18 protein-coding genes are annotated in these 19990 nt (G+C 62.0%); 9 read left to right on the top strand and 9 right to left on the bottom strand.

What is annotated here, in order from left to right:
• Window positions 1–42 precede the first annotated feature (42 nt).
• Both ABMC89_RS10640 and ABMC89_RS10635 read right to left on the bottom strand, forming a co-directional pair.
• Window positions 43–738, bottom strand: a complete 696-nt coding sequence (locus ABMC89_RS10640) for a DUF599 domain-containing protein (RefSeq protein ID WP_349567907.1) — start codon at window positions 736–738, stop codon at window positions 43–45.
• Window positions 739–765: 27 nt separating this feature from the next.
• On the bottom strand, window positions 766–3987 hold the full coding sequence (locus tag ABMC89_RS10635) for a chemotaxis protein CheB (RefSeq protein WP_349567906.1): 3222 nt from the start codon (window positions 3985–3987) through the stop codon (window positions 766–768).
• Window positions 3988–4098: 111 nt separating this feature from the next.
• Between ABMC89_RS10635 and ABMC89_RS10630 the strand changes: the two genes are divergently transcribed.
• From ABMC89_RS10630 to ABMC89_RS10595, 8 genes are all read left to right on the top strand, one after another.
• Window positions 4099–4836, top strand: a complete 738-nt coding sequence (locus ABMC89_RS10630) for a hypothetical protein (protein WP_349567905.1) — start codon at window positions 4099–4101, stop codon at window positions 4834–4836.
• Window positions 4837–4933: 97 nt separating this feature from the next.
• Window positions 4934–6382, top strand: a complete 1449-nt coding sequence (locus ABMC89_RS10625) for an FAD-linked oxidase C-terminal domain-containing protein (protein WP_349567904.1) — start codon at window positions 4934–4936, stop codon at window positions 6380–6382.
• A gap of 56 nt (window positions 6383–6438) precedes the next feature.
• Window positions 6439–7530 (top strand): FAD-binding protein, encoded by a 1092-nt coding sequence (locus ABMC89_RS10620; RefSeq protein ID WP_349567903.1) that lies wholly within the window; start codon window positions 6439–6441, stop codon window positions 7528–7530.
• Complete coding sequence (locus ABMC89_RS10615; RefSeq protein WP_349567902.1) at window positions 7527–7892, top strand: hypothetical protein; 366 nt, start codon at window positions 7527–7529, stop codon at window positions 7890–7892. The genes ABMC89_RS10620 and ABMC89_RS10615 overlap by 4 nt, the downstream gene beginning before the upstream one ends.
• Before the next feature lie 9 nt (window positions 7893–7901).
• Entirely contained in the window at window positions 7902–9293 is a 1392-nt protein-coding gene (glcF, locus tag ABMC89_RS10610) for a glycolate oxidase subunit GlcF (protein WP_349567901.1), read from the top strand.
• A gap of 85 nt (window positions 9294–9378) precedes the next feature.
• Window positions 9379–10182, top strand: coding sequence for a trypsin-like serine peptidase (locus tag ABMC89_RS10605; RefSeq protein WP_349567900.1), 804 nt, complete (start codon window positions 9379–9381; stop codon window positions 10180–10182).
• Window positions 10183–10195: 13 nt separating this feature from the next.
• Window positions 10196–10975: a trypsin-like serine peptidase gene (locus tag ABMC89_RS10600; protein WP_349567899.1), complete on the top strand. Its 780-nt coding sequence runs from the start codon at window positions 10196–10198 to the stop codon at window positions 10973–10975.
• A gap of 127 nt (window positions 10976–11102) precedes the next feature.
• Window positions 11103–11573: an Hsp20 family protein gene (locus ABMC89_RS10595; RefSeq protein ID WP_349567898.1), complete on the top strand. Its 471-nt coding sequence runs from the start codon at window positions 11103–11105 to the stop codon at window positions 11571–11573.
• A 58-nt stretch (window positions 11574–11631) separates the two neighbouring features.
• On the opposite strand, the gene ABMC89_RS10590 is transcribed toward ABMC89_RS10595, so the two are convergent.
• The 7 genes from ABMC89_RS10590 to ABMC89_RS10560 all read right to left on the bottom strand — a co-directional run bounded on the left by ABMC89_RS10590 (window position 11632) and on the right by ABMC89_RS10560 (window position 18996).
• A complete protein-coding gene (locus ABMC89_RS10590; protein WP_349567897.1) occupies window positions 11632–12210 on the bottom strand; it encodes a chemotaxis protein CheB in 579 nt (192 codons plus the stop codon).
• Between the two features lie 59 nt (window positions 12211–12269).
• The gene (glnT, locus tag ABMC89_RS10585) at window positions 12270–13598 is read right to left on the bottom strand and encodes a type III glutamate--ammonia ligase (protein ID WP_349567896.1); all 1329 of its coding nucleotides are present in this window, start codon (window positions 13596–13598) and stop codon (window positions 12270–12272) included.
• 113 nt (window positions 13599–13711) lie between these two features.
• The gene (locus ABMC89_RS10580) at window positions 13712–15055 is read right to left on the bottom strand and encodes an FMN-binding glutamate synthase family protein (RefSeq protein WP_349567895.1); all 1344 of its coding nucleotides are present in this window, start codon (window positions 15053–15055) and stop codon (window positions 13712–13714) included.
• Window positions 15056–15065: 10 nt separating this feature from the next.
• Window positions 15066–15743 carry a GXGXG domain-containing protein gene (locus ABMC89_RS10575; protein WP_349567894.1) on the bottom strand — a complete coding sequence of 226 codons (678 nt, stop codon included), beginning with the start codon at window positions 15741–15743 and terminating at the stop codon, window positions 15066–15068.
• Window positions 15743–16666: a class II glutamine amidotransferase gene (locus tag ABMC89_RS10570; protein ID WP_349567893.1), complete on the bottom strand. Its 924-nt coding sequence runs from the start codon at window positions 16664–16666 to the stop codon at window positions 15743–15745. The genes ABMC89_RS10575 and ABMC89_RS10570 overlap by 1 nt, the downstream gene beginning before the upstream one ends.
• A gap of 128 nt (window positions 16667–16794) precedes the next feature.
• The gene (locus tag ABMC89_RS10565) at window positions 16795–17424 is read right to left on the bottom strand and encodes a helix-turn-helix domain-containing protein (protein WP_349567892.1); all 630 of its coding nucleotides are present in this window, start codon (window positions 17422–17424) and stop codon (window positions 16795–16797) included.
• Window positions 17425–17550: 126 nt separating this feature from the next.
• Window positions 17551–18996, bottom strand: a complete 1446-nt coding sequence (locus ABMC89_RS10560; RefSeq protein WP_439655662.1) for an NAD-dependent succinate-semialdehyde dehydrogenase — start codon at window positions 18994–18996, stop codon at window positions 17551–17553.
• Between the two features lie 114 nt (window positions 18997–19110).
• On the opposite strand from ABMC89_RS10560, the gene ABMC89_RS10555 reads away from it, so the two are divergent.
• Window positions 19111–19896, top strand: a complete 786-nt coding sequence (locus ABMC89_RS10555; RefSeq protein WP_349567890.1) for a hormone-sensitive lipase — start codon at window positions 19111–19113, stop codon at window positions 19894–19896.
• Window positions 19897–19990 lie beyond the last annotated feature (94 nt).

Below are 19990 nucleotides of genomic sequence, written 5' to 3'. Positions count from 1 at the left end.
CATTTTCAATGTCCAAAGTTACCCTCGTTATATAGGGCTCCCTCAGGGTTGTTCCAAGAGGACCGCCCGCGATCTGGAGGCGAATTCCCGCCGCCAGACGATGGCAACTGTAACAATCGATGTCGCAACCAGCGGGATCGGACCGGCGAGCCATCCCAGGGACGCCAGAGCGAAATACACAGACCGCAATCCCCTGTTGAAACTGCGCGCGGCGGCGATGTTCAATTCGCCAGCCTTGTACGCGTAGGACGGGGATGCGGGGTCATTCGGGTCATTCGGCACCGCGCCCATCAGCACCGAGCAATATCCGAACAGCCGGTTCGACCACACGAATTTGAGAAAAGCATTGGTCAGGAAGGCGACAACGATGAGCAACTTCATCTCCCAGATCACCGCGGGCGCTGCGGTATCTGTGAAATCTTCGGCCAGACCGGCGATCCGGTCGGCGTTGCCGATCAGCGCGATGGTGCCGCCGATCGCGATCACGCTGGTGGAGGCGAAAAACGCAGTCCCCTGACGCAATGTGCCGACGGTCTGGGCGTCGAATATCCGGACCTCGCGACCGATCATGCGTTGCATCCACTCGCGGCGATAATCGGCCATGATGATCGACACGGACGGCTTGTCCGGTGACGGGTTTTCGATCCGCCAACCGACAATGGCCCAGCACAGGATCAACACGGCCACCGCCGAGAGATCAAGGGCATCGAGATAGGGAAGGAAATCTAAGGGTGTCATCTCCTGAGGGTCATACAGGATCGCGCGCTATTCCAGAAGGTGGAATACGCCGATGAGCCGCTCAACCAGCCCTTCCTCGTTCTCGATCGCTAGTCCGTTGCTTTCGACATTCACGACGGTGCCGTCGCGTCGCACGATGCGCTTCTCGAATTGGAATTCGCCGCCTTTTTCGATCGCCTGCTCGACCGCGGCTGCGACATCGGACCTGTCGTCCTCGTGGTAGAAATTGATCGCATCCTCCAGCGCGGGAGCCGGTTCGGACGGATCGACGCCGTGGATGCGAAAGACTTCCTGAGACCAGTGGACGGTCTTGTCAGCGAGGTCGACAGACCAATAGCCGAAACCTGCAATATCCTGAAGCATGCGCAGCTGGCCAAGACGGTCCTCTGCCTCTTCCTTGGTTTTGACCAGTTCGGTCACGTCGACACCGACCGCGTATATCGTTGCCTTTTGCTCGCCCGGGTGGGCGTAGACGATCTTGTCCTCGCTCAGCCAGATGTCATTCCCGTTCGCATCGTTGATCTTGTAGGTTGTGCGTATTGTATCTTCGCCGCTGTCGATCAGCTCGCGATCGGTAGCGCGCATGTGCTTTGCCGTATCCTTGCTGACCAGTTTGAACAGGTTGCGGCCGATCACCGTCTCGCGCCGGTAGCCGAGCATTTGCGCGACGTTCTCCGATGCGCGCAGGATCGTGCCATCGAGCGTGTGATGACAGACGTAGACCTTGGAGTTGTTGAGCAGAAGCTCCATCTCCCGCGCGAGGCCGGGGAATTCGGTGACAACCATCGTCACGCCAAGGATCTGGCCATGTACGTTGAAATAGGGCGAACAGGTCAGCAGGACGCGCGTGTCGTTCGAGTTGAATTCAGCCGATACGGTTTCGCCGACTTTCAGGGCTTCTGAACAGATCGGCGCAAGGCTGGGATACCCTTCGGGCAGGACGCACTGGCTGATATGCGGGTTCGAAATCGGCCTGCGGATGTTGAAGCGATTCGCGGCGGCGTTGGTCGCCTGACTGATCTGAAGGGCATTATCCATCACGATGATCGCAAGGGGCGTGCTTTCGATCACACTGGTCAGCTCGCCGGTGCGACCCGAAAGTTCGGCTGCGGTGACCTGCAGTTCCTCGTTGACGGTAATCAGCTCTTCGTTGGTCGATTGCAGCTCTTCGTTCGACGTTTCAAGCTCTTCGTTGGTGGCCTGAAGTTCCTCGTTCGTGGATTGCAGCTCTTCGTTGAGCGATTGCAGTTCTTCGTTTGAGGTCTCAAGCTCCTCGATGGTCTGCTGAAGCGCCTCGCGGGTGGTCGCGATTTCGCTTTCCAGTTCTTGGATGCGCTCTGAATTTTCGACCGGGTCGGGCGGCGTGCGTTCGCGGCGCGTAATCCTCGCCTCGTCTATCGCGACCTTGTTGAACACCACGAGGGCCGCTTTTTCGCTGATTTCGCGCGCCACGATAGGATAGACGTCTATGCGCGTTTCAGAGACGTCACCCTCGCTCAGAAGGTGGCGCACGCCTGACCGGTGGGCGTTGTTTCGCATCGCGATCGTCACGAGGCTGCGGGCCTCTTCACGAAGGGGACTGCGCAACAGGTCGAGGTGCATTTTCAGCGAACTCGATGCCTTGATTTCGATGTATTGGCTGATATTGCCGTAAACCCGTGCGATCGCGAAATCCTCGGTCACAAGGATCGAATCTTCGCCCAGCGAGGAGGCAAGCGCCTCAAAAAGATGGCGATCGGTGGATTTTGCGGTTCTGTCCGTCTCGATCGCTCGGGGGGCCGAGATGGTATTCTTTTGCTTGCCCGAAAAATTTGTACGGCTCTGACCGCGCAGGGTGCGCTTGCGGAAGATATGCGCCGCCTGCCTTTCGGGTGTGAACATGTCATCGGCGCCGGCCACCGACTCAGCCGTGCCGAGAAACAGCAATCCATCGCTGGCGAGGGAATAGTGAAACCGCGACATCACCCTGTGTTGAAGTGAATTACCGAAATATATCAGAAGGTTGCGGCAACAAAGCAGGTCTATTTTCTGGAAAGGCGGATCTTGGCAGACATTATGATCCGAAAACAGGATCGCGTTGCGCAGGCTGTCGACAACGCGCACGCCGTCGGTCTGGCGAATCAGGTATTTGTCGGCCAGCGCCTTCGGGATCTCGTTCAGCGACGACACGGAATAGACACCGCGTCGCGCCACCTGCAGCGCGTCCTTGTCGATGTCGGTCGCGAAAATCTGGACGCGGGTTTTCAGATTGACGTTCTGTCCGCCCATCGCTTCGGACAGCAGCATCGCGATGGAATAGGCCTCCTCTCCGGTGGCGCACCCTGCGATCCAGACACGCAGGGGGCCACCCTCGCGCGCGTCGACAAGTTGCGGCAAAAGCCCTGCAAGTTCTTCGAATTCATCCTTGTCCCGGAAGAACCGCGTGACCGAAATCAGCAGATCCTTGAACAACGCGTCCAGTGCGGTCGGGTTGGCACGGCAGAATTGCGTGTATTCCTCCTGTGTGCGAATCCCCAGTGCCACCATCCGCCGTTCGATCCGGCGGTTTATGGTCGCCTGCTTGTAGTCGCGGAAATCTACCCGTGTGCGCGCCAGCAGGATCTGCAACAGGTCCGACAGCGGGCTTTCGGATAGCTCGCCGCGGCGGAATTCGCCAAAGTCACGCGGCGAAGACAGGATTTTCTGAAGATGCGTGCCGATATCGCCGGGCGGCAGGATCAGGTCGATACATCCGGTCTGCACAGCGTTGTGGGGCATACCGTCGTATTTCGCGCTTTCATTGTCCTGCGCGATGGTAATGCCGCCCGCCTCGCGAACGGCCTGGACCCCGTATGATCCGTCGCTGCCGGTGCCTGACAGGATAATCGCAACGGTCTTTTCACCATGCTCGTCCGCAAGGCTGGTCAGGAAACGGTCCACCGATGGTTTCGGAGAGGCGATCTCGGGGCTGGGCTCGACGAGCCGCAGCTTGCCGTCTTCGAAAATCACATCCGTGCGGGGCGGGGTGACATGGATCACATTGCGCATGGGCGCGGTTCCGTCCACCACATCGCGCACGGTCAGATCGGTCTGGCGCGCGATCAGCTCTGTCATCAGGCTTTTGTGATGCGGCGACATATGCTGCACGACGACGTAGCTGACGGGAAGGTCCGCCGGCAGTGTCGATACGAGATCGCGGATCGCTTCAAGGCCTCCGGCGGAGGATCCGATGGCGATGATGGTAAGATCGTCTTCGGTGGCTTGTGTCACGCAGACCCCTAAAGTGCTTGGCCCAAATTCAGATATTTCTTCAATCTACGGTAATTTTTTTAGAAAAAGCAAGAGATTAGAGTGCCCTAAATTTCATCTCCGGTGTTTACCTTGTATCAAGACCTTTTGCCTAACCATGAAAAAACACGGAGCGAATTTACAGGTATTCAAATGGAAATGACCGCAGTTGCCAGCCCCGTTTCGGGATCGTCCGATCAGCAGAAGTTCGTGATCAACATGCTGGCATCACCCAAATCACAGCCCTTTGTCAGGTCTTGCGAAATTGTCGGCCCCAACATGCGCCAACGGACGTCGTTCGGGGAAAACAGCGCGATAGAGGACGTATTCGAAAACCGCGTTGCGCAGGGGCTTCGCGATTGCCTTGAACGCCTGGAAGGCGGTCAAGGCATCCTCTCGCTTCCCGAATTACTGATCGAGGTTGAAGGGCTGATTCTTGTCGGTGTGCATCTGATGGTGCGCCAGCTTGAAACCGGCGAGCGGGCGTTCATCTTCCGGTTCCGCACCTTTGTCGGACTGCTACAGCGAATTTACCATCCGAGGCTTGGCCTGACCGATCCGATGGCGGGCTTGACCGATAATTTGGCCCTCGCGATGCTGTGCGATGTGGGCCTGCCGCTTCTTGATATCTGCGCCACGCACGAGGGGCGCCAAATACCGGACGACCGGCTTGATCCGATGTCTAAATCGGTGCTCAACAATGCCCACGAGCTGCGGTTCCGGCTCGAATTGATCAAACGGTTTCTCAAATTCTCAAGTCCCGCTGGCAGGCTGCAACCGCAGGTTTTGCCCGATTTCTATGACCGGCGGATCAAGTATCGCAGCCACTGACGGCAGCTTTTCTGCAAATCTGTTGCTTTGAACGTGAATTGGTAATATTATTTTACCAGTGATCGGTGCGATCAGCAGACGATGCAAGGAATGTGCCATGGAAATGCCAGATCCCAATCCGGAAATTCTGCGGATAAAGGACAGGGTTGTCGCCCGTCTTCGCAAGGTGCTTCCCGATGACGCGGTGATCGACGATGTTGCCGAGACGCGCGCCTATGAATGCGATGCGCTGACCGCGTACCGCTGTCCGCCGATGGTTGCTGTCCTGCCCTCCACCACCGAAGAGGTCTCTGACGTCCTTCGTATTTGCCACGAAGAGGGCGTGCCGGTGGTGCCGCGTGGATCCGGGACGTCGCTGGCAGGCGGTGCGCTGCCGACAGCCGATTGCGTGATTCTCGGTGTGGCGCGGATGAATGACGTTCTGGAGACGGATTATGACAACCGCTTCATCCGGGTACAGACCGGCCGCACGAACCTCAGCGTGACCGGTGCTGTCGAGGAAGAGGGATTTTTCTACGCGCCGGACCCGTCGAGCCAGCTTGCCTGCGCGATCGCGGGCAACATTGCGATGAATTCGGGCGGTGCGCACTGTCTGAAGTACGGGGTGACGACGAACAACCTTCTGGGCGTCAGGATGGTCCTGATGGATGGCGAAATCGTCGAGATCGGGGGCGCCCATCTGGATGCGGGCGGACTGGATCTTCTGGGTCTTGTGTGCGGCTCGGAAGGGCAGCTTGGCGTCGTGACCGAAGCGACCCTGCGTATTCTGCACAAGCCGGAAGGCGCGCGGCCGGTGCTGATGGGCTTCGATGACAACGCCGTCGCCGGGGAATGCGTGAGCGATATCATCCGCGCAGGCGTTCTGCCCGTCGCGATCGAATTCATGGACCGCCCCTGCATCGAGGCCACGGAAGCCTTTGCCAAAGCCGGTTATCCGATGTGCGAAGCGCTGCTGATCGTCGAGGTCGAAGGATCCGATGCCGAGATCGACCACCAGCTGGGTCTGATCACGGAAATCGCGCGCCGCCACAATCCTGTGGAGCTGCGCGAGAGCCGCTCGGCCGAGGAATCCGCCGCCATCTGGCTTGGCCGCAAAAGCGCCTTCGGCGCGATGGGGCAGATCAACGACTACATGTGTCTCGACGGAACCATTCCCGTGTCGTCCTTGCCGCATGTCCTGCGCCGCATCGGCGAGATGAGCGAGAGCTACGGCCTGAAGGTGGGCAACGTCTTTCACGCCGGTGACGGCAACATGCATCCGCTGATCCTGTTTGATGCCAACAAACCCGGCGATCTCGAGCTGTGCGAGGCTTTCGGCGCGGATATTCTCAAGCTTTGCGTCGAGGTCGGTGGTTGCCTGACCGGTGAGCACGGCGTCGGGATCGAAAAGCGCGACCTGATGCATGTGCAGTTTGCGCCTGCCGACCTTGAAGCGCAGATGGCGGTCAAGGATGTTTTCGATCCCGACTGGCTGCTGAACCCGGCAAAAGTGTTTCCGCTGGACGCCTCCGGAGCGCGCCGGACGGTCAGGGTCGCAGCGGAATAGATCGGGGTGCGGGGCCAGCCCCCGTATCTCCCGGAGCATATGAGGCCAGAACAGACATGCACCTTCCACAAGACGAAGCGGCCCTCGCCGAGATTGTCAGAGCGGCGAATGCGCCGCTGAGCCTGCGGGGCGGCGGAACGCGCGGGGTGGAGGCAGAAGGCGATCCGCTCAGCACCAGTGCGATGGACGGTATCGTGCTCTATGAACCCGGTGCGATGACGATGGTTGCCCAACCGGGCACGCCGGTCGCCCGGATCGAAGAGGCGCTTGCCGCGGAAAACCAGCGGCTCGCATTCGAGCCGATGGATCACCGGCCGCTTCTGGGCACCTCCGGTACGCCGACAATCGGCGGTGTGATGTCGGCCAATGTGTCGGGGCCGCGTCGCATTTCCGTGGGCGCCGCGCGCGATTTCCTTCTGGGTGTGCGGTTCGTGGACGGGACGGGGCAGATCATCAAGAACGGTGGCCGCGTGATGAAGAATGTCACCGGCTACGACTTGGTAAAGCTGTTGTCCGGCGCACATGGCACCTTGGGTGTCCTAAGCGAGGTTTCCTTCAAGACGCAGCCGCTTCCCGAGACTGAGGCGACGCTGGTCCTTCGCGGCTTGTCGGACGGCGATGCGGTCGCGGTTCTGGCCCGCGCGCTGAGCAGCCCCTTCGAGGTCTCCGGCGCCGCCCATGATCCGGCGCAGGGCGAAACCATGCTGCGTCTGGAAGGCTTCGCACCGTCTGTATCCTATCGTTGTCAGGCGTTGAGGGATCATTTGCGAATAGATGATATCGATGTCGAAGGCGCGCAGGAGAGCGCCGCGCGCTGGACAGCCGTACGCGACGTCGAAACATTTGCAAAGGCGCAGGGGGATATATGGCGGATCTCGTGCAAGCCGTCAGAGGGGCCCATGCTGGCGCAGCGGTCGGGCGCGCAGGGTGTTTTCTACGACTGGGCCGGCGGTCTTGTCTGGCTGCATACAGAGGCAGGGTATGATCTGCGGTCTGCGCTGGGCGATTTCGGTGGCCATGCGACCCTCGTGCGGGGCAGCGGGCAGCCGCGCTTCCAGCCGGAACCGGAAGGCGTGGCAAGGTTGACCGCTGGCATTCGCGCACGTTTCGATCCGCGCGGGATATTGAACAAGGGTTTGATGGGATGAGTTACATCATCGTCTTCGTATTGGTTTTCATCGGCGGGCCGCTCGCGTTCCGTGCATTGACCGCGGCGGGGCCCTCGCCACGGGCGTTCCGTAGGCTTGCCCTCTTCACCGCAATCTGTGCGGCGACTGGCCTCGTCCTGCGCTACGCCTTTGCGCCGGTCTGGGGTGTGAATATCCTCGTGACAGGCGCGGCGATGGTCTTCATCTGGGGCGGGTGGGTCGGTGTGCTGGCCTATGGCGCCCAGGCGTTGCGGCGTGCGGACCGAAGCGTTCCGATGCGCCGCTGGACTGCCGTGATGGGATCACTGGGCACAACCGTGCCCTGGTTCGGACTGGCGAGCGCCAGTCTGATGACAGTTTAGGGGCGGCATATGCAGACGACATTCACCAAGGCGCAGCTTGAAGATCCGGCCATCGCGCGCAGCAACGAGATATTGCGCGCCTGTGTGCATTGCGGTTTTTGCACGGCCACATGCCCGACCTATCAGGTTCTGGGCGACGAGCTCGACAGTCCCCGGGGGCGTATCTACCTGATCAAGGACATGCTCGAGAACGAAAGGGTGCCGGATGCCAAGACGGTCAAGCATATCGACCGCTGTCTGAGCTGCCTTGCCTGTATGACGACCTGCCCGTCGGGCGTGCATTACATGCATCTGGTCGATCACGCGCGCGACTATATCGAACAGCGCTACAAACGCCCCCTCGGGGACCGTGCGCTGCGCTGGATTCTCGCGCGCATCCTGCCCTACCCGATGCGCTTTCGTGTGGCGCTGCTGGGCGCGAAGCTGGGGCGCCCCTTCGCGCGGCTGATGCCGGACGCAAGGCTGCGCGCCATGCTGGAGATGGCTCCGAAAACCATTCCGCCGGTCAGCAGAAACGATGATCCCCAAAGCTTTGCGCCGCTGGCACCGAAACGGATGCGCGTCGCGTTGATGACGGGCTGCGCGCAGAAGGCGCTGAACACCGATATCAACGATGCGACGATCCGCCTGCTTACACGCCTCGGCGCCGAAGTGGTCGTGGCAGAGGGGGCGGGCTGTTGCGGGGCGTTGACCCACCATATGGGCAAGACCGACGAGAGCCACGCCACCGCTGCGCGCAACATCCGCGCATGGGTCCGCGAGATGCACGCAGGCGGGCTGGACGCGATTGTGATCAATACCTCGGGATGTGGCACAACGGTGAAGGATTACGGGCATATGTTCCGCAATCATCCGCTGGCGGAAGATGCTGCACGGGTGGCCGCGATTGCCAAGGACGTCAGCGAGGTTCTGACCGATCTTACCGAAACCGACGCGCAGGGTGCGCCATGGCAGCCAGCCAAGGAATGGATCGCCGGAACCGACGCGCGAAGCCGCGCCGAGCGCCCCGAGGAAGGCACCGTCGTGGCCTATCATGCCGCGTGTTCGCTTCAGCACGGTCAGCAGATCAAGACGCAGCCGAAGGCGCTTTTGAAGAAAGCGGGATTCGTCATTGTCGAACCTGCGGATTCCCACCTCTGCTGCGGATCGGCAGGCACCTACAACCTGATGCAGCCCGAGATTTCGGGACAGCTCAAGGCGCGCAAGGTCAGGACGCTGGAGGCGAAAAACCCCGATATCATCGCGGCGGGCAATATCGGCTGCATGATGCAGATCGGGTCGGCCGCGCGGGTGCCGGTGGTACACTCCGTCGAGCTTCTGGATTGGGCGTGGGGCGGGCCAAAGCCGCCCGCGCTGGAGGCGACCCCGCGTCAGGATCCGGCAATTCCCCGTCTGCGATAACAATCTGCCTCATTTTTGCCGCAACCTGTGGCTAAGCCGGATTTATGCGAACGGTATTCATGGGGGATTGCGCGTGCGGCGGCTGATGACACTGCTATTTCTCTGGCTGACCCTTACCTCCGGGGCGGTGGCGGATGACGCGCGTCTCAAGCGGCTCGATAACGGTGACGACGCGAAAGCGTGGGAGGCGGTTGGCAGGCTCGACATCAACGGGTCCGGTTTTTGCACCGGCGCACTGATCGCGCCGAAACTTGTCCTGACAGCGGCGCATTGTCTGTTCGATCGCGAAACCGGTGAACGCCTGAACGAAGCCCATGTGGAATTTCTGGCGGGATGGCGCAACGGCAGGGCCGGTGCCTATCGCAACGTGGTCCGCGCCGTGGTGCACCCCGACTATGTCTATAACGACAAGCTGTCGTCGACCCGGGTACGCAACGATCTGGCGCTGCTGGAACTGTCACAGCCGATCCGCAACACATCGATTGTGCCGTTCAAGACCGCCTCGCGTCCGCGCGAAGGCGACAGCGTCGGCGTGGTGAGCTACGCCATGGACCGGTCTGAAGCACCCTCTCTGCAAGAGGTCTGCAAGGTCCTTGCCCGTCAGGAAGGTGTTCTCGTGACGTCCTGTTCGGTCAATTTCGGGTCGAGCGGCGCGCCGATCTTCGTGGTCGAGGACGGCGTGGCGCAGATCGTCTCGGTCGTCTCTGCCAAGGCGGAGGTGTTGGGGAAACAGGTGTCGCTGGGGACCGCACTGGGCCAGCCGCTCGCCGAGCTTCAGGCCGAACTGGTGGCGGGCAATGGCGTGTATCTGCGCGGAACATCGGCACAGCAACGGGTGCGCGTGGGCGAGGAGCGTCGCGACACAGGAGCGAAATTTGTTAAACCTTAGGTCGATCATCCTAATGTTGGCGGCCCTTGCGACGCCTGCCGTTGCCGACAGCCCCCTTGTCGGTCTGGATCGTCTTGAGGGTGCCACGCCGTGGAGAGCGGTCGGCAGGCTCGATATCGGAACGTCCGGTTTTTGCACTGGCACGTTGATCGCTCCCGACCTTGTGCTGACCGCGGCGCATTGCACTGTGGACGGCGAAGGCCGGCCGCGCGACGCATCGAGCTTGCGCTTTCGCGCCGGTTTCCGGTCGGGTCACACCGCGGCCGAGCGTGACGTGGTGCAGATCGCGCGCCCCGCGGCCTACGATCCCGCCGACGCGAATTACATGACGCGGATCTCCAACGACGTGGCGCTGCTGCGTCTCGCAGAGCCGATCGCGACGCACGTGATCTCCCCCTTCAACGTCGAGCCGCTGCCTGCGCGCGATGGCGAGGTCAGCGTCGTATCCTACGGTCGGGGGCGTGAATCGCTCCCCTCGATACAGCGGGTTTGCCAGATTGTTGACCAGTTCCAGGGCGTCATGGCGATGGATTGCGATACGACTTTCGGGTCCTCGGGCGCGCCGGTGTTCCGCCGTGACGGTACCCTGTTCCGGATCGTCTCGATCGTGTCGGGCGGTGCCGATATCAACGGAACCGAGCGCACGGTTGGCATGGCTTTGCCCGACCGTGTGGCGGAACTGAAAGAAACGATGAGGGCGGCCAGGGCCGGGCCCACACCTGCCGTGCGGCGGATCGGCGTGGGCAATCGCGGTGCCGGCGGTGCGAAATTTTTGCGCCCCGGCGGGTCTTGAATCGCGCGCAGTGATCCCCACATCGGCCTTGCCGGAACGCCTATGAAAGGGTTCTGGCACTGCTGAAAGGCGGGGCTGTCCCTTGGGAAGTCCCGCGCAAACAATCGCTCAAGATATGAGGATGACCATGCGCAATTTTGACTTTGCACCACTCTACCGAACAACTGTCGGTTTCGACCAGATCGCAAACCTGATGGACCGTGTGCTGACTGCCGAAACCAGCCAGCCCAGCTATCCGCCCTATAATATCGAGAAGCTGGAAGACGACGCGTACCGCATCTCCATTGCCGTCGCAGGCTTTGCCGAGTCGGACCTGTCCGTCGAAGTGCGTGAGCGTGCGCTGATCGTGTCGGCGCGCAAGGCGGAAGATACCGAAGACCGCACATACCTGCACCGTGGCATTGCGACCCGCGCGTTCGAACGCCGGTTCCATCTGGCCGACCACGTGATCGTGACCGGCGCGAGCCACACCAACGGCATGCTGCACATCGAACTGGAACGTCAGGTGCCCGACGCCCTGAAACCACGCCAGATCGAGATCAAATCGACCCGCCGCGCCATCGCAAAAGACGTGGTCGACGCCGAAAAAGTGAACTGATCCCAAACAGGATCTTCACGTCAGAGCCCGGCGCGATGCGCCGGGCTTTTTCGTTTGTTCAATCTTCGAGAAATCCGACCTCGTCCACCAGCCATTGGCCCAGCTCGGTGGCGGTCAGGACCGCACGGGGGTGATCGGCACGTATCACTGCCGCAGGCATGCTTTCATAGACCGCGTCATCGGGGTTCTGAACAACGGTGCGACCGCCCAGATCATAGATCACCTGTGCGCCCCGCATCCCGTCCTGCAACATGCCCGACAGGATCACAGCGATGGCGCGCGACTGGTATTCCGCAGCCAGCGTCATGAACAGCATGTCGATGGAAGGGCGGAACCCGCTGTCGGTGACATCCTCCGAGAGCCGCAGTTTACCGGATCTGAAATAGGCATGCCGCCCGCCGGGGACGATGTGGATGACGCCCGGTTCGGGAACAGTGCCGTCTTCGATCCGCCGGATCGTCAGGGAGGATCCCTGTTGCAGAACCTCGGTCAGCTTCGATTGCGCGACCGAATGCACGGCGATGATAACGGGTGCGGCAAGAGGGGCGCGGATCGCGGCAAGCAGTTCCTGCATGGCGCCGATGCCCCCGGCCGAGCCGCCGATTGCGATCACTGGATGTGCGTTGTCTTGGCGCATGTGGCGGCCCTCCGTCCGGCCACCCTAGGACAGCGCGTGGCGAAGGGATAGGCACAGCGTTAGATGTCGAGCGTATTGTCACGCTCCCACTGGCTGAAATGCGCGGTGAAGTCCTCCCACTCCTGCGTCTTCATCTTGACATAGGAATCGGCAAAGGCATTCCCCATCGCCGCCTTCAGGGCCTTGTCACGGTCGAACTCTCGCAGGGCGTCCAGCAGGTTCAGTGGCAGCTTCGGCGCGCCGCGGACCTTGTGCCCCTCGGCGTACATGTCGATATCGTGCCGTTTGCCGGGATCGGCCTTGGTCCGCAGCCCGCTGAGCCCCGCGGCAATGATCACGGCCTGCAGCAGATAGGGGTTTGCAGCGCCATCCGGCAGGCGAAGCTCGAACCGGCCGGGTGCCGGGACGCGCACCATGTGCGTGCGGTTGTTGCCTGTCCATGTCACGGTATTCGGAGCCCACGTGGCGCCGGATGCAGTGCGCGGCGCATTGATGCGTTTGTAGCTGTTGACCGTCGGGTTGGTGATCGCGGCCAGCGCCTTGGCGTGTTTCATGATCCCGCCGAGGAAATGCGCGCCCCGCGCGCTCAGCCCAACCTCGCCGGTCTGGCCCGACCCTTCGCCCGCAAACACGTTGGTTTTCGCGGCACGCCCCGGCGCGTCCCAGACCGAGACATGCACATGGCAGCCGTTGCCGGTCAGCCCCTCGATGGGTTTGGGCATAAAGGTCGCGCGGAAGCCGTGCTTTTCCGCCACGCTCTTGGTCATGAATTTGAAGAAGGAATGCTTGTCGGCGGTTTTCAGAACATCGTCGAAAGCCCAGTTCATTTCGAACTGCCCGTTCGCGTCCTCGTGGTCGTTCTGGTAGGCCTCCCATCCCATGTCCAGCATGTAATCGCAGATTTCGCGGACCACGTCGTAGCGCCGCATGACAGCTTGCTGGTCATAGCATGGCTTGGCCGCCGTATCGTAGGGATCGCTGATCCGGTCGCCTTCGGGCGTCAGCAGGAAATATTCGGCCTCTACCCCGGTCTTGACGTGGAGCCCCTCGTCCGCCGCTTCCTCGATCAGGCGGCGCAGCACGTTGCGCGGTGCCTGTGCGACGTCCTCGCCTTCCATCACGCAATTCGCCGCGACCCATGCCACCTCGGGTTTCCAGGGCAGCTGGATCACAGAGGAGGGATCGGGCACGGCCAGCATGTCGGGGTCTGCGGGCGTCATGTCGAGCCATGTGGCAAATCCGGCAAAGCCCGCGCCGTTTTCCTGCATTTCGGCGATTGCCTGCGCCGGCACCAGCTTGGCCCGCTGTCCGCCGAAGAGATCGGTGAAAGAGATCATGAAGTATTTGACGCCGGTCTTCTTGGCGAATGCGGCGAGATCCTTGGTCATACGCTGTCCTTCCACTGTGTCCGCCCGTGTCACGGGCTGTATCTTTCTCTTCTGGCCGTAGATCCTCCGCAGGGCCTTTGCCCTCGCGCAGGTGGGGCTGGCCCGATGCTCTCCTAGAAACCCGACCCCGGTTTGCCCGGATACCAGTCCGTGCCCGCCAGCGGGATCTTGGTCATCGCTGCCGCTTCGAGCGTCAGCGCACAAAGGTCTTCGGGTTCGAGATTGTGCAAATGGCTCTTGCCGCAGGCGCGGGCGATGGTCTGGGCCTCAAGTGTCATCACCTTCAGATAGTTGTTCAGCCGTCTGCCTCCCTCGACAGGGTCGAGCCGCGCGGCAAGCACCGGGTCCTGTGTCGTGATGCCGGCGGGGTCGCGGCCTTCGTGCCAGTCATCGTAGGCGCCGGCAGTGGTGCCCAAGGCGTTATACTCGGCTTCCCACTTGGGATCGTTGTCGCCCAGTGCGATCAGGGCCGCGGTGCCGATGGCCACGGCGTCTGCGCCCAGCGCCATCGCCTTGGCCACGTCCGCGCCGGTGCGTATCCCGCCCGAGACGACCAGCTGTACCTCGCGGTGCAGGTCCAGATCCTGAAGGGCGCGCACCGCCTCGCGAATGCAGGCGAGGGTCGGCATGCCGACGTTTTCGATGAACACATCCTGCGTGGCCGCCGTACCGCCCTGCATCCCGTCCAGAACGACCACATCCGCGCCCGCCTTGACCGCCAGCGTGGTGTCGAAATAGGGCCGTGCGCCGCCTACCTTGATGTAGATCGGCACGCGCCAACCGGTGATTTCGCGCAGTTCAAGGATCTTGATTTCAAGATCGTCTGGGCCCGTCCAGTCGGGGTGGCGACAGGCCGACCGCTGGTCGATCCCCTTTGGCAGGTTGCGCATTTCGGCCACGCGGTCGCTGATCTTCTGGCCCAGAAGCATACCGCCGCCACCGGGTTTCGCGCCCTGGCCCACGACGATCTCGATCGCGTCGGCACGGCGCAGATCGGCGGGGTTCATGCCGTAGCGGCTTGGCAGATACTGGTACACCAGCTTCTTGGAATGGCCGCGCTCTTCCTCGGTCATGCCGCCATCGCCTGTCGTGGTCGACGTACCTGCAAGCGTGGCCCCGCGCCCCAGTGCTTCCTTGGCGTTGCCCGACAGCGCCCCGAAGGACATGCCCGCGATGGTGATGGGGATATCCAGCTCGACAGGGTTTTGCGCGAAACGGGTGCCAAGCGTGACATTGGTATCGCACCGCTCGCGGTAGCCTTCGAGCGGGTAGCGCGACATGGACGCGCCCAGAAACAGCAGATCGTCGAAATGCGGCAGCTTGCGTTTCGCCCCGCCCCCGCGGATGTCGTAGATGCCCGTGGCCGCGGCGCGCCTGATTTCCGCGTTCACGGGATCGCTGAACGTGGCCGACTGGATCGGCGCGGTGCGCGGTGCGCCTGTGGGATCGTCTTTCATCACCGTCTCCTCAGTACGCATTGTCGATGTTGAAGTGATAGAGTTGCCGCGCCGAGCCGTAGCGTCGGAATTCTTCGGGCTTGGCGTCGCATCCGCCCCGCTCCAGCAACTCCGCCAGCAGCGTCAGGTGTTCCGGGCGCATCTCTTTCTCGATGCAGTCGGCCCCGAGCGATTTGACCGAACCGCGCACAAACAGGCGCGCCTCGTAGATGCTGTCGCCCAAGGCTTCGCCCGCATCCCCGCAGACGACCAGATTGCCCGACTGGGCCATGAAGGCGCTCATGTGGCCCACGTTTCCGTGGACGATGATGTCGATCCCCTTCATCGAGATACCGCACCGCGACGAGGCGTTGCCCTTGATCACCAACGTGCCGCCGTGGCCCGTCGCGCCTGCGTATTGCGACGCATCCCCGTCGATTATCACGGTGCCCGACATCATGTTTTCCGCCACGCCGGGGCCGACAGACCCTTCGACGTGGACGGTGGCCTGACTGTTCATGCCGCCGCAGTAATACCCGGTCGAGCCTTTCACGGTGACTTCGATCGGCGCGTCCAGACCTACCGCGATGGCATGCGCCCCGCGCGGGTTGAGGATTTCCCAAGCGGTCTGGTTCGTCTCTGCCACCTGCGACTGAAGCGTGGCGTTCAGGTGGCGCAGGCCATCTGCTTCAAGGTCAATCGTTTGCATCAGGCGGCCTCTCTCGTGCGCATGCCGTTGCGGGTCCAGAAATAGACCGTCGCGGGCTCGGGCTCCCAGATGCGGGCGTTATCGAGGCCTGGCAGGTTCACAAGCGCACGGTATTCCGACCCGAACGCAACGTATTGGTCCGTCTCTGCCATCACGGCCGGTTTGCAGGCGATGGGATCGCGCAGCACGCCGAAACCGTCCTCGGTGCCGACCACGAAGGTATAGAACCCATCCAGATCGGCCAGCGCGCTTTCCAGCGCCTCGCCAAGGCTGGCCCCCTGCTGCATCCGCCAGGTCAGGTAGGCGGCGCCGACTTCGGTATCGTTTTCGGTTTCGATCTCTACGCCCAGACGCCGCAGCTTGCGGCGCAGCGCGTTGTGATTGGACAGCGATCCATTGTGGACGAGGCATTGATCCATACCGGTGTTGAACGGATGCGCCCCCATGGTCGTCACCGCCGATTCCGTTGCCATGCGCGTGTGCCCGATGCCGTGGCTGCCGCCCATGCTGCGCAGGTCGAAGCGCGCGGCGACATCGCGGGGCAGGCCGACCTCCTTGTAGATCTCGATCCGCGATCCACGGCTCATGCTGCGCAGGTCGGGCCGCAGGCTGCGCAGGGTGCTGCGGGCTTCGTCCAGCAGGGGTGCGGGCAGGGTCAGGACGGCGTGGGTGTCGCGGACAGACATGGTGACCTCCGCCCCGATCGCCGCGCCGAGGTCGGTGTCGAGGCCCGCGAAGTCGCGCGCAGGATCCGGGGACTGTACCGTCAGCTTCGCCATGCCGGGTGTTTCGTCGCCGTAGATTGCGATGCCGGCACTGTCGGGCCCGCGGTCCGTCATCGTGACCAGCATATCGGTCAGCATCTCGCCCAGCTGCGGCGCGAGGCTTTCATCCTTGAGAAACAGTCCCACGATCCCGCACATCGGCGCGCCCTCCTGACTCGAACTTTTGCCAGAAGCTATCACCCGGAGGGTTGGCTGCTCAATATTTCAGGAAATAATTATTCACTTCGGTGAAAAGGAGGGCCGCGTGCTGCCCAAATTTCGGGCAGTCAGGTGGATTGCGGGTAGCTGATGATGGCCAGATAGCGCGCGGGCAGATCGACCAGGCGCTCCGGCCCGTGCGGGGCGTCGGCATCGAAGAACAGCGTGTCGCCCGCGCGCAGCGGGTGCACCGTATCGCCGTGACGATAGTCGACCGCCCCTTCCAGCATGTAGATCGTCTCGATCCCGCCGTGTTGAAAGGTCGGGAAGACGTCGGATTCGTCCGTCAGCGTTATCAGGTAGGGTTCGACGATGACGCCCGATGCATTGGCCCCGAGATGCCCGAGAAGCTGGTACTGGTGGTTCGCGCGGGTGCCCGCACGTGCGGTTTCCACACCTTGGCCCGAGGGCGTGTGCACCGCTTCGCGGCTTTCCTCGAACCCGCGGAAAAAGCCGGTGATCGGGACGCGCAGCGCGTTGGCGAGTGTTTGCAGCGTGGTCAGCGACGGGGAGGTGTTCCCGTTCTCGATCTTCGACAACATCCCCAGCGATATGCCCGTGCGCTGGGCCAGTTCGGCCACGGTGATCTCTTGCGCCTTGCGGTGGGCGCGTACCGCGCGCCCGATGGCGACTTCGAGCACCTTTTCGCGTGGCGCGTCGCTATGGGCGTGGGGGTCTTGTGTCAATCGGGCGGTCATGGCGATCCTCTGCTGGCGCGCGCCAGAGGTAGCGCGATTTTCGGACACGAGGCAATTTTCTTTCGTAACATGAAAAAGGCCCCGCGCAACGCACGGGGCCATTCTGTGCCGCATGGGGCAGTCCGGTCAGACGCTCATGCAGACGTATTTCATTTCGAGGTAGTCCTCGATCCCGTGGTGGCTGCCTTCGCGGCCAAGGCCGGATTGCTTGACGCCGCCGAACGGGGCCACCTCGGTCGAGATGAGGCCGGTGTTCACGCCGACGATACCGTATTCCAGCGCCTCGGCCACCTTGTAAACGCGGCTGAGATCCTTGGCGTAGAAATAGCTGGCCAGACCAAAGATCGTATCGTTCGCCATGGCGATCACATCATCCACGTCATCGAACTTGAACAGCGGCGCGAGCGGACCGAAGGTTTCTTCCTTCGCCACGACCATCTCTTGCGTGACGCCGGTCAGGATGGTGGGGGCGAGGAAATTGCCGTCCATCTTTTCTTCTGCAGAGCCGAGGATGATCTCGGCGCCCTTGGACAGGGCGTCCTCGACGTGTTCCTTGACCTTTTCGGAGGCATCGCCGTTGATCAGCGGCCCGAGGTCCACACCGTCTTCGAAGCCGTCACCGACTTTCATCTGGCTGACACGGTCCTTCAGCTTCTGGGCGAACTCGTCATAGACGCCCGCCTGCACATAGATGCGGTTGGCGCAGACGCAGGTCTGGCCATTGTTGCGGAATTTGCACAGGATCGCTCCTTCGACAGCGGCATCCAGATCGGCGTCGTCGAAGACGATGAACGGCGCGTTGCCGCCCAGTTCCATCGAGCACTTCATCACCTGATCGGCGGCCTGCTTCAGCAGGATACGCCCCACTTCGGTGGAACCTGTGAAAGTCAGCTTGCGCACGGCCGGGTTCTCGCAGAACTCCTTGCCCACGGCGGACGAGGACGAGGATGTGACCACGTTGAACACGCCTGCCGGAATACCGGCCCGTTCGGCCAGCACACCCATGACGATCGCGGAAAGCGGTGTTTCCTTCGCGGGACGCGCGACAAAGGAACAGCCGGCGGCCAGCGCCGGGGCTGCCTTGCGGGTGATCATCGCATTGGGGAAGTTCCACGGCGTGATCGAGGCTGCAACGCCGATCGGCTGCTTGAGCACCATGATGCGCTTGTCACGCTGGTGGCCGGGGATCATCTCTCCGTAGACACGCTTGGCCTCTTCGCCGAAAAACTCGATGAAAGACGCGCCATAGGCGATTTCACCCTTGGCTTCGGCAAACGGCTTGCCCTGTTCGGCGGTCAGGATGCGACCCAGATCTTCTTGGTTGGCCATCATCAGGTCGAACCATTTGCGCAGGACCGCCGCGCGTTCCTTGCCGGTCCACTGGGCCCATTCCTTTTGCGCGGTCTCGGCCTGAGCGATGGCATCGCCGACCTGAGCGCGTGACAGGTCCGCCACTTTGGCCACGACATCGCCGCGCGCGGGGTTCAAAACGTCGAATGTGCCATCGTCGCCATCGACCCACTGTCCGCCGATATAGGCGCGCGTTTCGAGCAGGCTGGGGTCGTTCAACATGGATTTCAGATCGGTCGTAGATGCAGTCACGGGAATCCCTCCATCAAATTCGTTCTGGCCTGCATCCCAACTCCGCGTATGATTGTCCAGTTCACATTTGCGAAGGAAGCGGGAATGAAGCTTGATGATGCCTATGCCAACGCGGCCCATATCGAGGGTGCGGAGGCATATCCGCCCCGCTGGGAAGCACAGGCACGCGCCTTTCGCGAAGGGCTCGGGGCGCGGGCGCAAACGGGTGTCTCCTACGGACCAAGCGACAGGCAAACATTCGATTTTTTCGAGCCCGAAGGCGTGTCGCGCGGCACGGTGATCTTTGTGCATGGCGGCTATTGGAAGGCCTTCGACGCCAGTTCATGGTCGCACCTTGCGGCGGGTGCGCTGGCGCGCGGGTGGGCTGTGGCGATGCCAAGCTATGACTTATGCCCGGATGTGCGGATCAGCGAGATCACGGCGCAGATTGCCACCGCGATCGGCAGGATTGCCGACCGGACGGTTGGTCCACTTGCACTGGCGGGGCATTCCGCCGGGGGGCAACTGGTCTGCCGCATGACCGACCCGCTGGTGCTGCCGGTCGAGGTGCGCGACCGGATTGAAGCGATCGTTCCGATCTCGCCCGTGGCCGACCTGATGCCCCTTCTTGAAACTTCGATGAACGAGGTCCTGCAGCTCGACGCGGCAGAGGCGGCAGCGGAAAGCCCGGTGAACATGCCGCCGCCGCACGGTGTGCGGGTGATGGTCTGGGTCGGCGCGGATGAGCGGCCCGCGTTCATCGAACAGGCCGAGCGGCTGGCGCGCACGTGGGGTGCGCGGCGCGTGACGCCCGAAGGCAAACACCACTTCGACGTGATTGATGCGCTTGCCGACCCGCAAAGCGATATTGTCAGCGCGCTCGTCGGGTGAGCGCCTGCGCATCCGCCTTTTATAGTCCTGAAAGCTTTCTTTTACCTGCCGGTTTTGTACAGTTTGAACGATAATATGAACGGCGCAGCATGAA

The sequence above is a fragment of the Sulfitobacter sp. HNIBRBA3233 genome, from assembly GCF_040149665.1.
Lineage (GTDB): Bacteria > Pseudomonadota > Alphaproteobacteria > Rhodobacterales > Rhodobacteraceae > Sulfitobacter > Sulfitobacter marinivivus.
The sequence above is the reverse complement of the archived record's forward strand: the minus strand, read 5'-3'. Positions and strand labels throughout refer to the sequence as shown.